The 13831-nt window shown below is 46.2% G+C and carries 17 protein-coding genes and 2 tRNA genes; 16 read left to right on the plus strand and 3 right to left on the minus strand.

The window, feature by feature from the left end:
• Nucleotides 1-105: 105 nt before the first annotated feature.
• The 8 genes from pheS (at nucleotide 106) to AC5SXE_RS06475 (ending at nucleotide 7318) form a co-directional block, all read left to right on the plus strand.
• Nucleotides 106-1152 (plus strand): phenylalanine--tRNA ligase subunit alpha, encoded by a 1047-nt coding sequence (pheS, locus tag AC5SXE_RS06440; protein ID WP_332636038.1) that lies wholly within the window; start codon nucleotides 106-108, stop codon nucleotides 1150-1152.
• A complete protein-coding gene (gene pheT / locus AC5SXE_RS06445; protein WP_493916950.1) occupies nucleotides 1149-3545 on the plus strand; it encodes a phenylalanine--tRNA ligase subunit beta in 2397 nt (798 codons plus the stop codon). The genes pheS and pheT overlap by 4 nt, the downstream gene beginning before the upstream one ends.
• A gap of 14 nt (nucleotides 3546-3559) precedes the next feature.
• Nucleotides 3560-3874, plus strand: a complete 315-nt coding sequence (locus AC5SXE_RS06450; RefSeq protein ID WP_493916951.1) for a hypothetical protein — start codon at nucleotides 3560-3562, stop codon at nucleotides 3872-3874.
• Between the two features lie 5 nt (nucleotides 3875-3879).
• The gene (zapA, locus tag AC5SXE_RS06455) at nucleotides 3880-4152 is read left to right on the plus strand and encodes a cell division protein ZapA (RefSeq protein WP_332636041.1); all 273 of its coding nucleotides are present in this window, start codon (nucleotides 3880-3882) and stop codon (nucleotides 4150-4152) included.
• 6 nt (nucleotides 4153-4158) lie between these two features.
• Nucleotides 4159-4707 (plus strand): CvpA family protein, encoded by a 549-nt coding sequence (locus AC5SXE_RS06460; protein WP_332636042.1) that lies wholly within the window; start codon nucleotides 4159-4161, stop codon nucleotides 4705-4707.
• Nucleotides 4707-7079 (plus strand): endonuclease MutS2, encoded by a 2373-nt coding sequence (locus AC5SXE_RS06465; RefSeq protein WP_332636043.1) that lies wholly within the window; start codon nucleotides 4707-4709, stop codon nucleotides 7077-7079. The genes AC5SXE_RS06460 and AC5SXE_RS06465 overlap by 1 nt, the downstream gene beginning before the upstream one ends.
• A 59-nt stretch (nucleotides 7080-7138) precedes the next feature.
• Nucleotides 7139-7214 (plus strand) — tRNA-Arg (locus AC5SXE_RS06470).
• A 27-nt stretch (nucleotides 7215-7241) separates the two neighbouring features.
• A tRNA-His gene (locus AC5SXE_RS06475) sits at nucleotides 7242-7318 on the plus strand.
• A gap of 145 nt (nucleotides 7319-7463) precedes the next feature.
• Here the strand turns inward: AC5SXE_RS06475 and AC5SXE_RS06480 are convergent.
• From AC5SXE_RS06480 to AC5SXE_RS06490, 3 genes are read right to left on the minus strand one after another with little or no spacing between them, the layout of a single operon-like run.
• Nucleotides 7464-7892, minus strand: a complete 429-nt coding sequence (locus AC5SXE_RS06480) for a hypothetical protein (protein WP_493916952.1) — start codon at nucleotides 7890-7892, stop codon at nucleotides 7464-7466.
• Complete coding sequence (locus tag AC5SXE_RS06485; protein ID WP_493916953.1) at nucleotides 7889-8323, minus strand: hypothetical protein; 435 nt, start codon at nucleotides 8321-8323, stop codon at nucleotides 7889-7891. The genes AC5SXE_RS06480 and AC5SXE_RS06485 overlap by 4 nt, the downstream gene beginning before the upstream one ends.
• Nucleotides 8320-8610, minus strand: coding sequence for a hypothetical protein (locus tag AC5SXE_RS06490; RefSeq protein ID WP_493916954.1), 291 nt, complete (start codon nucleotides 8608-8610; stop codon nucleotides 8320-8322). The genes AC5SXE_RS06485 and AC5SXE_RS06490 overlap by 4 nt, the downstream gene beginning before the upstream one ends.
• A gap of 145 nt (nucleotides 8611-8755) precedes the next feature.
• On the opposite strand from AC5SXE_RS06490, the gene AC5SXE_RS06495 reads away from it, so the two are divergent.
• The 8 genes from AC5SXE_RS06495 to AC5SXE_RS06530 all read left to right on the plus strand — a co-directional run bounded on the left by AC5SXE_RS06495 (nucleotide 8756) and on the right by AC5SXE_RS06530 (nucleotide 13807).
• On the plus strand, nucleotides 8756-9391 hold the full coding sequence (locus tag AC5SXE_RS06495; protein WP_493916955.1) for a phage NrS-1 polymerase family protein: 636 nt from the start codon (nucleotides 8756-8758) through the stop codon (nucleotides 9389-9391).
• A complete protein-coding gene (locus tag AC5SXE_RS06500) occupies nucleotides 9381-9950 on the plus strand; it encodes a hypothetical protein (protein WP_493916956.1) in 570 nt (189 codons plus the stop codon). Before AC5SXE_RS06495 ends, AC5SXE_RS06500 begins: the two co-directional genes overlap by 11 nt.
• Nucleotides 9951-10118: 168 nt before the next feature.
• On the plus strand, nucleotides 10119-10754 hold the full coding sequence (locus tag AC5SXE_RS06505) for a DUF5906 domain-containing protein (protein ID WP_493916957.1): 636 nt from the start codon (nucleotides 10119-10121) through the stop codon (nucleotides 10752-10754).
• A gap of 711 nt (nucleotides 10755-11465) precedes the next feature.
• Nucleotides 11466-11963, plus strand: coding sequence for a type IV toxin-antitoxin system AbiEi family antitoxin domain-containing protein (locus AC5SXE_RS06510; protein WP_323721439.1), 498 nt, complete (start codon nucleotides 11466-11468; stop codon nucleotides 11961-11963).
• On the plus strand, nucleotides 11960-12148 hold the full coding sequence (locus tag AC5SXE_RS06515; RefSeq protein ID WP_493916958.1) for a hypothetical protein: 189 nt from the start codon (nucleotides 11960-11962) through the stop codon (nucleotides 12146-12148). The genes AC5SXE_RS06510 and AC5SXE_RS06515 overlap by 4 nt, the downstream gene beginning before the upstream one ends.
• A gap of 31 nt (nucleotides 12149-12179) precedes the next feature.
• The gene (locus AC5SXE_RS06520) at nucleotides 12180-12413 is read left to right on the plus strand and encodes a hypothetical protein (RefSeq protein WP_493916959.1); all 234 of its coding nucleotides are present in this window, start codon (nucleotides 12180-12182) and stop codon (nucleotides 12411-12413) included.
• Nucleotides 12410-12898, plus strand: a complete 489-nt coding sequence (locus AC5SXE_RS06525) for a DUF722 domain-containing protein (protein WP_493916960.1) — start codon at nucleotides 12410-12412, stop codon at nucleotides 12896-12898. Before AC5SXE_RS06520 ends, AC5SXE_RS06525 begins: the two co-directional genes overlap by 4 nt.
• A gap of 375 nt (nucleotides 12899-13273) precedes the next feature.
• A complete protein-coding gene (locus tag AC5SXE_RS06530) occupies nucleotides 13274-13807 on the plus strand; it encodes a hypothetical protein (protein WP_493916961.1) in 534 nt (177 codons plus the stop codon).
• Nucleotides 13808-13831: the final 24 nt, after the last annotated feature.

The raw sequence follows: 13831 nt of genomic DNA on the forward strand, positions 1-13831 counted from the left end.
TTAAGATATAATGAACAATGCAAAGAAAGAGATGCTAGGAAAACGCCTGGGCAGAGCCTTGGCAGAAACTGATTTCAGAAACAGAACACAGAACAAGGAGGGGAAATGGTGAATCTGGAATCTAACGCTATCAAGGATGTAAAAGAGACCTTTATGAAAGAATTGGATCGCGCTAAAGGGTCGGAGGCACTAAACGAACTTCGCATTCGATATCTGGGGCGAAAGGGAATAGTAACCCAGATGTTAAAGAGTTTAGGCACCCTTCCACCGGAGGTTCGCCCCACAATGGGGAAGACTATAAATGACTTAAAGGTTACGATTGAAGATCTGATCGAACAACGGACAGAAGAGCTTGCAGATTTAGAAGAACACGAACAGGAGCGGAAGGATGTCATCGATGTAACTCAGCCACCGAAGGGTAGACCTTGGGGCGGATTTCACCCTGTCGTTGAAGTCATGCACGAACTTATAGATGTATTCTTAGGACTTGGCTTTTCCGTGGCACTCGGTCCAGAAGTCGAAGACGACTTTCATAACTTCGAAGCTTTAAACATACCCCCCCATCATCCGGCAAGAGACATGCAGGACACATTTTACCTCGAGGGGAATGAGCTTTTACTGCGAACTCATACGTCTCCTGTGCAGGTAAGGTCCATGTTAAAATATGGAGCTCCGTTGCGGATAGTCTGTCCCGGCAAGGTTTACAGAAGAGACAGTGATCCGACTCACTCTCCTATGTTTCACCAACTGGAAGGACTTTTGGTGGACGAAGACGTCTCCATATCCGATTTAAAGGGATGCATGGTCCATTTCATCGATAAGATCTTTGGCAGACCGCTAAAGTCCAGGTTTAGGGCCAGTTATTTCCCCTTCACGGAACCTTCTCTTGAGATGGACGTGGAATGCATAGCCTGTTCGGGCAAGGACCCAAACTGCAGGGTCTGTAAGGGTACGGGTTGGCTTGAAATATGTGGCATGGGAATGGTCCATCCTAAGGTGCTGAGAGCAGGTGGGATCGACCCAGAAATCTACAACGGATTTGCTTGGGGACTGGGAATAGATAGAGTTGCCATGTTGAAGTACGAACTAAACGATTTGAGGATTTTATTTACCGGAGACATCGCCTTTCTCACAGGAGGTGTTAGTCAGTGATTGTTTCGTGGAATTGGCTAAACGAACTCGTAGAGCTTCCAGCAAACGCCCAAGAATTTGCCGAAAAGTTGACAATGGCCGGGGCCGAAGTTGAAGAGATTACTTACACCGCTCAAAGACTTAAAGGCACCATCATAGCTAAAATATTAAATTTGACTCCCCATCCGGAACGAAAAAACCTTATGGTAGTGACGCTAACGTGGGGAGATGAAGGAAGGGCCACATGCATCACAGGGGCACAAAACGTAAAGGAAGGCGATGTTGTTCCTTATGCTCCTCCCGGTGCTGTCTTAGCCGACGGCACAGTCATCGGGATCGAGGAATTCGATGAAATCAAAAGCTACGGCATGATGCTGTCTGCAGACGAAATGGGGCTGCCTTCGCTAACGCAGGAAGAAGGCATATTGATCTTGCCCCAAGACGCGCCTTTGGGCAAAGACGCCGCCTCATGGCTTGGCATCAAAGACGTAATATTTGATGTGTCAATAACGCCAAATAGGGGTGACTTGCTCAGCATGGCGGGAATCGCTCGTGAAGCTCATGCCCTGTTCCCAAGTTCTTCTTTGAAAAAAATAGACTTTCCCCACACGCACACGCCCCACGATTGGCCGGTAAATTTTCAAGGCGTTACGCTAAAGGATCCCGGCTGTCCCTTTTACGGATTGGGTTTTGCCGATGAACTGAAAGTTTTGCCCGCTCCTGTAAAGTATCGAGTACGGCTTGCATTGTGCGGGATCCGGCCGATAAGCAACATCGTTGACGTAACAAATTACGTCATGCTCTTTTTGGGGCAACCCTTGCACGCCTTTGATTTCGACAAGTTGCCGGCGCCTGAAATAACGGTGAGATCTTCCTACGAAGGCGAAAGGATAGTTACGTTAGACGGAAGGGAACACGAACTTTCTTCTGACGACCTTTTAATAACAAGCGGAGGACTGCCAATAGGGTTAGCCGGAGTGATGGGTGGCGCCAACAGCGAAATAGACGATACCACAAGAAGGATATTAATAGAATCGGCACACTTCTTGCCCCATCGCATCAGCAAGACATCGAGGCGTCTCGGGATAAACAGTGAAGCTGCATATCGTTATGCAAGAGGAGTAGATAGGGCTAAAGCGCCTCTAGCTTTATCATATGCCCTGGATTTAATGAATAAATGGGGATGCGGAAAAGTTTACACTTCTGTAATTTTGGAAGGAGACGCCAATCCCGGCGAAAGATTGGTGCCTTTGACTTCCAAGAAATTAAAGACCTACCTGGGAGACGAAGATCTGGCTGAAACCCCGAAAATTCTTTTGCCTTTAGGATTTGAGGTCCAAGCGTCGTCCGTAGAGCGCATCATTTTTAAAGTTCCAAGTTTTAGGATGGACGTGGAAATAGAGGAAGATTTAATAGAAGAAGTAGCCAGATTGAAGGGTTATGACGAATTGCCTCCTCGCCTGCCGGGTAAGATTCACGATTCGGCTACCATAGGCATGGAGTCTCGCGCTGAGAGAAAATTGAGAGAAATCTTGATGGGCCGCGGCTACGTCGAGATATTAAATTATAGCTTCATCTCACCAAAATTCACTAAGGACTTGATGCTTCCTCCTTCTGATTTGAGGGCAATGCCTTTTCCCCTGGCGAACCCCTTGAGCGTTGAGCAATCCGTCATGAGAACCTTTTTACTGCCGGGATTGGCTTACGCCATATGCGATAACTTGAGAAAGGGTTGGCGTTTCCCCATACGGATTTTTGAGATAGGCAACGTATTTTTAAAAGAGGGCACAAACTTGCGAGAGGAAAAACACATAGCCGGGGCAATTTTTTTGGGCAAAGATGACAGATCTCCCTACGGCGTCGTCGATAAAGACGACTTTTTCACGATAAAAGGCGACCTCGTGGCCCTGGCTAAGGCATTCAGGTTACATTTTGACATACTTCCTGGAAAAGAACCCTTTGGCAACGAAGGACAAACCGCCGATGTGATATTCGATGGACAAAAAATAGGCTACATAACAAAAATAAAACCATCAATCGAAAGACGCTTAGAACTTCCAGCATCGCTTTACGTCTTTGAAGTAGCCTTCGATCCTTTTTTAAGGCCACAAGCTCCGAAATTTGGAGAAGTTCATCGATATCCCGCCGTTTACAGGGATATCTCCTTGATAGCTCCCGAAGACATGACAGTCAACGAGATAAGCAGGCTAATTCGGCAACTTTCTCCAGCTTTGGTGTCCTCTGTCAGGTTGTTTGACATTTACAAGGGTAAAAACATCCCTGAGGGGCACAGAAGCCTTTCCTTTACCCTCGCATACAGACACCCGGACAGGACGCTAAGTGACGATGAAGTCGATGAACTTCACAACGAGCTTCGTGCCCAAATAGTGTCCAAGGGGTTAAAACTAAGATAGGGAAGGTGAAGGACGTGCAAGCACTGGAAAAAATGGAACAGTTGATCGACAACTTGTGTGGGAAGTTTTCTGCGATCAGGGAGGAAAACGAAAAACTTGTCAAACAGATCGAAATGATGAAAGGACAACTCCAAGAAAAGGACCTGGAGATCATCAGACTAAAAAAAGACAACCAACGTCAAATCGAAACCATTGAGCGGGAATTAATGAGACTTAAAAAAGAAAGATCGGAATACGAAGAAAAAATATCCAAGTTGCACCAAAAATTGTCAGCCTTCCTAGGAGTTGCAGAAGAAAACAAGCGCAATAACGACGAAAAGCAGGCGTGATATCCATGAGCGAGGAAAGAAAGAGTTCGCTAAGAACCATTGAAGTGACGTTAGGGGGCAGGCGGTACTCGGTTAAAACCAGCCTGGACGAAAAAACGACCGAAAGGGTCATTGAAATGCTCAAAGAGGCATTTTCACATACACCTCATCGCATTAGCCGAGAGGAGAGGTTGTTGCTAACGTCATTGCATTTGGCTTATAATATGGCTTCTTTAGAAAAACGCTTACAGAAAGCCTTAAAAGAAGCAGAAGGGCAAACAAGGATAAGCGATGAGTGATGAACGATGACGCTTGACATGCCCACTATTGCTGACTTTTTAGCGCTTCTTTTGGCGGCCTTTTTTGTCATTAAGGGATTTGTACGTGGCTTCTTGAACGAACTTTTTGGCTTTCTTGGCTTAATCGTCGGCTTCATGTTAATTTGGAAATATTCTCCAAACTTTGCGAGCATGTTGAAGTTTGGATTAAACTTTCCCGACATAGTCGCCTACATAATTGCCATTGCGTTGATATTTATCGTTGTCAACCTAACTGCTTCTTTTCTTGGAAGGCTCGTCAAAAAGATCGTTTATTTTGGCCGCGTCCCGATGATCGACAAAATTCTTGGCTCTCTTTGTGGGCTTTGCAAAGCCTCAATCATGTTGATCCTCTTTTACCTGGCCTTCGAGTTAGCAGCTATCTATCTGGGAAATGGAATACTGACATGGATGGATCAAAGCAAAGCGATGATGTTTGCAAGTAACGTTTGGAATTACCTTAGCGGCTGGTTGCTAAAAAACGGCGTCATAAACTATCTGGCGCTCCCAAATTTAATTACAAAGGTACATTTGTAATGATATCAAGCAATCAGACAAGACAATTACTTGATATTGATAAAATATTAAAATTTTATAGCAAACACGTACGTTCTGAAATAGGCAGGAAGTACGTAGAAAACATAAAACCTTTGTCCAATATCGAGATGCTAAGAGAAGGACAGGCTTTGTACAGAGAATTTGAGCGCTACATTGACATAAAAGGGGATTTCCCCTGGGATGACCGCATGGTGCTGGTCAACGATTTTTTAGATGAAGGAAAATCCCGGGGAATACTCTTTGGCGAAGAGCTCTTGCCTTTCAGATATTTGCTCGGACTTACCGTAAGAATAAAGGAGCTTTCCTTTGACCTTGCAAGGGAAGGTTACGAAAGAGTAGCGCAGAGGGCACGGGAATTTGCCGATTTTGGCGAAGAGGTAGTTTCCTTGTCCGTCCTCGATGATGACGGAAGGCTGTACGACAGCGCCTCCAGCAAGCTGGCCGAGATAAGAGGCAATCTCGCAGCCGCCAAAAGGCAGGCCCGGGCGATCGGGCAAAAGATTCTCTCAGACCAGTCCTTGACTTCTAAGCTTCAAGATCAGGTTATTACCTTGCGAAATGATCGCTACGTCGTGTTGGTCAAAAAAGAAAGTGCCCCCTCCTTTCCAGGGGTATTTGTGGATTACTCCAGCTCTGGCAACTCTGTCTACATGGAACCCAACGCTTTAGTGGCGATAAACAATAAAATCGCCATGCTAAGGGAAGACGAAAGACAGGAAGAACGCAGGATATTGCAAAAACTGACAGAGATGCTTTTGGCCAGAGAAAAAGCCATACTTAGGGCTCAAGACTTAATTGGCCAATTTGATTTGCTGTGGGGAATTTACTACTTTTTGCAATCCCATGATTGGATTTTACCGGAGATAGAACAAAAAGGCGGTTTTTATCTGACCTGCGCACGCCATCCCCTTTTGGGACCGCAAGCCGTTCCCATAGACGTACACTGCGGAAGGAACTTCAGGGCACTGGTGATAACAGGTCCTAACACGGGAGGTAAAACCGTCGCGCTAAAGACCGTTGGCCTCTGCGTGTATCTGGCCTGGTGCGGGTTGCCGATTCCGGCCAAGGAAGGGTCGAGAATCGGTCAATTTTCGCACCTTGAAGCCGATATAGGAGACGAGCAGAGCATCGAACAGAACTTATCCACCTTTAGCGGCCATGTGAAGCGAATTATCGAGATGTTGGAAATAGCTGACGAAGCCTCCTTATTTTTAATTGACGAACTCGGAGCCGGAACAGACCCCGATGAAGGCGCAGCGCTTGGTATAGCCATACTGGAGACTTTTTTAAAGCACAACTCCCTTGTATTGGCGACAACTCATCATAATCCCATAAAACGTTACGCTCTAACTACGCCAAACGTAGAAACGGCAAGCGTAGACTTCGACCCTGAGACCCTTTTGCCCAAGTACAAACTGCTTTTAGGGGTTCCCGGAAGAAGTAACGCCCTGCTAATCGCAAAAAGGCTGGGCATGCCCGAAAGCGTCTTGGAAATTGCGGAAAGAGAGCTCAAGACACGCGATACTTCCATGGAAGAACTCATGGAAAAGCTGCAAACCAAACTATCCATGCTCGAAGAAAAAGAAAGGGAGCTGGCAAAAGAAACAGCAAAAATAAATGCCATGAGGAAAGAGCTAGAAAGACAACTTGCGGCCATTGAAATGAAACGCGAACACATCATGGCAGAAGCCGAAAAGAAAGCAAAGGACATCATAATAGAAGCGCAGGAATCTGCCAAATTACTGCTTAAGGAATTAAGGAAAACCAGCAGTTTAAGAGAAGCTCATAAGAGGTTCGCCAAACACAAAAAAAGGACGGATAAAATTTTGGACGATGTGGAGCAACGCGAATTGGCCCGCATCGAGAGAAAATCCTCGATCCTCGAAGGAAAGCTTCCAAAGGTAGGCGATGAGGTCGTAATTTTGGGCACCAATGCTACTGGCATCATTGAGAGGATAGATGACGAGACGGCAACGGTCCAATCAGGGCCAATGCGCTTAGAAGTTTCCCTCAGAAGGTTAAGGGTCCTCGAGGAGACAAGCGAACAAAAAGAGAAGCCCACAGTTAAAATTAGCGTAGAAAAACCTAAAAATGTTCCCAGCACCCTAATAATAAGAGGCATGAGGGTTAATGAGGCGATACCAACGGTGGAAACATACCTGGACAAGGCCTTTAGGGCGGGTTACAAAGAAGTTACGATAGTCCACGGACATGGAGAGGGGATACTGCGCCAAGAGGTACACGAACTTTGCAAAAGACTTCCATATATCGAAGAATTCCGTCTGGGCGGACCTGGCGAGGGAGGTCATGGAGTCACCATTGTAAGGTTCGTAGATAAAGGCAGTTCCTAAAAATAAGGGACTTGCGAAATTTTCCTTCATTGTTTATAGTATATTGGCTAAAAGCTAAAGTGCCCGTAGCTCAGCGGATAGAGCGTTGGACTCCGGATCCAAAGGTCGGGAGTTCGAGTCTCCCCGGGCACGCCAAAATATGATATAATACGCAAAGAAATGGTGAGCGTAGCTCAACAGGTGAGAGCACTGGACTGTGGCTCCAGGGGTTGGGGGTTCGAGGCCCCTCGCTCACCCCATTTTTATGTCTCGACCGGTTTTTCGAAGCGTCGGGATTTTTTTATGCTCATTTTTGGAGCGTTGGACTGTTTTCTTACTGTGCTCTGGTAACTCCTAAAACTACGCCTTTTTGTGAACTGCAAGACCCCCCTCCTTTCAGCATTTTTATCCAAGCTTTTTCTGTCGTTCATGGCTAAACTGAGTTATCTGTGGTAACCCGTTCTCTTTTGTATTAGCTTTCCTATTTTGATTTTGATGAGTCTCCCACTTCCACCCGGTAATCCTCTCGTAAGCTGTCCTTACGTCCCTAGCGAATGTGCCTTTACTGGTGTATTTGCACTCTGGATGTCGCTCATTCCATTTTTGCATCTCTTTTGTCCACGACCCCGACTCTTTCACGCCGAACACGGCCAAATCGATGTGTTTATCGGTAAGCTCTCGCACCTTTGTTTTGCCTGTAGCCATTTCTAGAAGGGCTTTCCTTTCCTTGAAGTAAAGTTCTTTCACCTCTTTGCCTGTGAGGTATGGGGAAAGTTCGAGTATGATTTTTAATGCTCTGCTTGTTTGTCTAAAAGTTATGGTTCCCCTGTTCACCGGGCGTGCCTCTCCCGTAAGAATGAAGTTAACCGCCCATGCTTCGGGCCAAAGTCTTTAAAGCTCTCGGCCAAGCGTTTCAGTTGGCCTAATATGCCGTCCTTGTTTATCGGTATAGCTCCAACGTATTGTTTACCCGGCACGATGTAATGGAGTGTATACCCACTTGTTCCATCTACATATAAAAGCCAATTCTCGCCTTTTTCTATGGCTTCCAATAGTTGTTTTGCTCTCTCTGAAACTCTTGTCTCTAATTCATCACCTGCAACAACGTCCATCGATATCGTAAGTGTATGTGATTCCTTTACCTTTTGTGCCTTAATCCATTCCGGCACTTCCTCTGGTGATAGGAGTTTTCCCCTCAATACCTCATCACGAAACTTCCGAACGCCTTCGTCACGATTGCCCAATGTGGCAATGATATCCGTCAATGCCTCAAATCGCTTATTGGGTTTAATCTCAACTGAGGGTAAATGTTTACCCCTTTTCTTTGGATAGGAAGCTTGGGACTCGACGAAAAAACCTCGTAGTCTTCAAGCAAAGGGTCTATTACCTCCACAAGATATTTAAGCCCTTCTTCGTCTTTTATGTCCTCTTCTTCGTTGGCTGTGTCGATATAACCTCTCTCAATTACACGTTTCCATACTACGTTTGGTATTTTCTGGCCTAATTCCTTTTCCAGCTGTTTACGCCAACCCGGCGAGGTTTTCGGTGTCATTTTAGAGTCCTTCTATCATGTTTTTTCTTATCCTATCATTAGGACAAGGACAAGGCCAAGGCGTGGCAAAAGGCCCTTCGGCAAGTCAAACGACCCCTCAACATGGCTGTCCTTCGACGAGGCTGTAAGTAAAGGTAGAGGGGCGGTGTGCTTCGCCCTCGACGGCGACGGCCTCGTCGCCTTGGACCTCGACGATTGCATCGACGACGGCGGAAAACTGCACCCGAACGCCAGAAAGATCATCAACCTGTGTCCGTCATACACGGAAATTAGTCTGTCTGGCCATGGCCTTCACGTCTTTGGGTTCGCCAAACTGCCCTTTGCCGGTCGCAAGAAGGGGGTCATCGAAATCTACGGAGCTAACAGGTTCATCGCCGTTACCGGAAACACATTTGAGGACAGGCACGAGCTAAAATGCATACAGGCTGGTATTGACATCCTAATCCGCCGGTTCTTCACGGAAAGAAAACAACCCGTCATGCCACGGCCAAGGATGACAAGCAACTTGGACGACAGGGCTTTGCTCGATCGTATAACACAAAGCCCACAGGGCGATAAATTTATGAGGCTTTGGAAGGGTGATATATCGGGATACCCAAGCCACAGCGAAGCTGATATGGCTTTGTGTCGGATATTGGCCTTCTGGACGGGCGGGGACAGGGCAAGAATAGACGCACTGTTTAGGCAAAGCGGTCTGATGAGGGCCAAGTGGGACAGGCGTCTAAGGCCGGGCTACACATACGGAAGCTGGACGATTGAGAGGGTCTGCCATGACTGGTGAAACTTTATCTACGTGGGACAAGTTAGATATCAGCACACCCGAACCTGAAGGTGAGAGGCCGAAAAACGGCAATAAGATCATCGTGGTCGATAAATTCTACCCCCGGCCATTTACCGATCTTCTCATGGCAAGATACACGTTCTGGTGGCCGGGGGAGAGAGAACCTCTCTTTTGGTTTGACTCCAAGGCTGGCTTGTGGCGTGAAGACGGCCAATCCCTGGTGGAGTCGCAGTTAAGAACCTCATTGGACGCCCTCCCAGATGTGCAAAAGAAGCGTTACGTCATTGACGAAATAGTGGCGGATGTCAAAGGATGCTCATGGAAAGGCCAAGCGTTACCCGAACCTGACGTAAACCTCATCCCCTGTGCCAATGGCGTGTATGACCTAAGAAGCAAGAGATTACGCAATTACCTTGCCGATGACTTTTTCACGTGGAAATTACCTTGGGACTACAACCCCGATGCTTTAAGCGAGCTTGTTATACCGTTAATAGAGAGTTTTTTGCCTAAAGAAGAAACTGTAACGCTATACGAGCTTAATGGCTTACTGTCTATATAGGGCCTACCCCTACCAAAAGCTTTTTATACTTTACGGCCGTGGTTCTAACGGTAAGTCTCTATTCGCAAGAATACTTGAGAGGCTTTTGGGCACAGAAAACGTCTCTCATACATCCATGAAGGAAATACAGCGTTCTGGGTTCGCAGCTTCCGAGCTTGTTTCGTCAACTTGGCAAACATCTGCGGTGAATTGGAATATAACGAAATCGAGGACACTAGACTGCTCAAGCAGCTGTGTGGTGGCGACACAATCCAGGCCGACAGGAAATACAGGAATCCAATACACTTCACGAATTACGCCAAGCTAATATTTCTAACAAATGAAGTGCCAAGCTCACGTGACACCACCGAAGCCTTTTATCGCAGGCTGTTCCTTATCGAGTTCCCCAAGAAGTTCAAGGAGAATCCACAGCTTGAAGTGAGGCTGGCCAATGCCGATGCGGAGGAGTACGAGGCTTTGTTTTTTGTAGCAATAAAGCAGCTAGAAAAATTGATGGAGAGTAATTTTGTGTTTACACGCCACAAGGGGGCAGACGAAACACGTGAGTTGTATCTCAAGCTCTCCTCGCCACTCCAGACATTCATCGAGGAGAATTGTTTTGTAACTTTCACGCAGGACGACTACATCCCCAAGGGGGAGTTTAAAAACAGATTCTCGGAGTGGCTGCAGGCCAAGGGAAGGACGGCGTACACATGGGACCGAATCAATAGAGAGATGAAAGGGTTTGGTTACGAAGAAATGCAAAAAGGTTATAGCCGACAGCGTAGCTGGATTGGCCTTAGATGGAAGGAAATTACACAGTGAAAGCATGTGGCAATCTTCACAATATAGAACAGAAAGAACACCTTTTTACAACAATTTTTCTGAGTGTATATAAAGGTTGTAAAACCCTGTTCTTTCAGTTCTACCTGTTCGCTCAAGTGTTAAGCCGTTACTTGAGCACTGTGTATATATATAAAAGAACCATGACTGTTGCAACGAAAACAATGCTTGTTAAAGTTAAACACGATTGAAGCAGTGAGTTGCGGTAGGAAAGTAAAGCAACAAAGTCTTTCTCAAAACTTTAGCAATGCAAGTGTGACATTTTGATGGAGGTGGAGAGTAGTTATGGGGCATAAACATGAATCGATACACTCGCCGAACACTCGAGAGTGTGTAGCGAGTAAGTCGAGAATAAGGAGGGCTAAGATTGCTCGCTAAACGAGATGTAAAGGAAGCTGACGGCCAAGGGGTAACTTGTCCTAGATGTGGAGCGTACTTGGGGCCAAGGCAGCCCTTACCGCACACGTTGGTTAAGTGCCTCAAATGCAAGGTGTGGGTGAATAATGATGGCCAAGAGAGCAGAGAGCATAGAAAATCCGCATGCAAGCACCATGCAAGCACTGTACATGGCACTGTGCTGGCTGACGGGTCCTTCCACAAGATAAAAAGGGAAAGTGGTTGCGTCGAGCCCCGAAAAAGGGCTAGGTGTCATCTAAAAAATTCGCAGTTTCAATTCAAAAGGGGAGGGGAAAAATGGCAGACAACACGGTGAACGCAAAGACATTAGCTGACGTGTTAGGAATAACGGAACAGTATGTTAACAGGCTCGCCAAGCTTGGAATACTCGAAAAAATTGGCCGGGGGGAGTTTCCTTTTGTGTCAAATATTGCTAGGTTTATAACGTACCAGAAGGCGAGAGAGGGCCCAAAAACACAAGGGTGGAAAGAAGCCTACTGGCAGGAAAAGGCCAAGCACGAGAAAACGTTAAGGCAAATGGCCGAGCTCAAGCTCGGATACACGCAGGGCAAATATCACGACGAGACTAAGATCGAGTATGTATGGACAGGAATACTTGTAACTTTCAGAAATAAGATGCTTGGCGTGCCGTATAAGCTTGCCCCCGTCCTTGTGGGCGTCGAGACCGTCGAGGAGGCGGAAAGCACAATTACAAAAGAACTGTGCGAGGCCTTAGAAGAGCTGAAAGACTATGATGCCTTATTTTTACAGAAAAAGGAGGCGATTGAGCAATGACGGACAAAGAAGGAATGGCAAGCATGCTTGGCGTGTCACTTGAGGAGCTTGATGAGCTGATAAAGACCGGTGTTATAGGGGAAAAGGATGGCAGCTTTCCGGTAGCATCTAACGTGCAAGCTTATCTTAGCTACATAAAGACAGAAACCGACAGGCGAGGAAACGAAGGAAAACTACTGGGCTGAAAAGGCAAAACACGAGAAGGCCAAGCGGAAGATGTCAGAGCTGAAGCTCAAGAAGCTGAAAGAAAGCATGCACAAAGCAAAAGACATCGAGCTTTTGACGAACAACATGGTAGAGCACATTAAGCGTCGTGTGCTTGAGATCCCCAAAGCCGTGGCACCTAAGATACTTGGCCTCACGAACCCGGGAGAAATAGCACAGATTTTGGATGACGAGATAAGAACACTTTTGACGGAGCTGAGCCAATACGACGTGGCTTGTAAGTGAGAGACCGTCAGGACGTTTTCCGCAAGGTAGAGCGGACGTTGTTCGACTACCCGCTGTTGGCTAAGAGTCTTGCTGTGCGTGAGCAGTACCTCATCGCTCGCTGTAACGTGTCTGAGGGGTACATAAGGGCCAACGGCCAGCACACCGGAATGGCGATCGAGGAAAGGGTGATGTTGGCCAAGGAGAAAGACGTTGAGTTTCAGACGCTACAGCTAAAGATGACAGCGGTAGAGCGGGCCTATGAGGTGTTACCCGACGAGCTGAAACAGTTAGTGGAGTTATACTACTTCAAAAAGCGATCGAGGCAGACGGTAGCAAGCGAGTTAGCCATATCGGAGAGATCGTTCTACCGGCTTCGGAATAGGGCTATTGAAATGTGTGCTACAGGTTATAGGTGCAGAGGTGTTAAACGCCATCTCGGGGAGATAGACATGCTTCCCGGCCTTCCAGGACGCCCCCATTCGCTCTCATTATGTCCATCCTAGGGGAGATCCTAGGGGAGAGGTGAACTTGATGGAAGAAAGAGGCCTCTGGCATCATGCCCCGGATAGCGATAAAGTGGATTTTTTTAAAAAGAGATGGTAGCATTGAACTGCGTGCAGACAATTTAGCATATCCCCCACTTATATTCACAAAAGAGGACATAGAAAGCGATATGATTAAAATTCTAGGAAAGGTGATGTGCGTCATAAATAAGCCCAAGAGAGGTTTTTGAAAATAATCAACATAAGTTAGGAGGGGGAGCATACTAAACAATGATCAGAGAAATGAGCGAAAAGAAACAGATAGACAAAAAGGCATACCAGCGGGTGTTGGATGCTTGATAATATTGGTAGTGATTGATTGCGATTGTTGCATTCATGTTCTTCAAAAGAAACGGCAGCAGTAAACCATCCTCTTGGCCAACATCAGAAATAACCCCTGAGACAGTTGCGGCAGCATTAAAAGAGGATTCAGGATTAAATCCGATTTGGGAATGCAGAAACTTCAAGGACAACATTGTTGAAGTTAAAGTCATAGACAGTGCAATTAATCCAGGGCACAAGAATTTATCTGTGTTTTTCAAAATAGGACAAGTATGGGATGAAACCGATCTGGTTAGATGTGTCGGTGGTACGGTATTGTCAGCCTGCAGCATTTTGTATCAAAACCCAAAAGTTGATACTGTGGGGATGTTTGCGTTAGGTGAAATGACGGATCAATATGGCAACAGCAGCCTGGAGACTGTTGTAAAAATAATTTTTAATAGAGATATAGCCAATAAAATTAACTGGGAAGGCTTTGTTGAACAATTTAATATCGATCCAGGTAATATTTACAGAATAGCTGAAAGCTATCACATACGTAATGGCGTATTAAGATATGTAAAACCAGATAAAATCAAATTAAAATAAGTGCTGGGAACAGCACTTAAGGCT

This window comes from Acetomicrobium sp., from assembly GCF_059026225.1.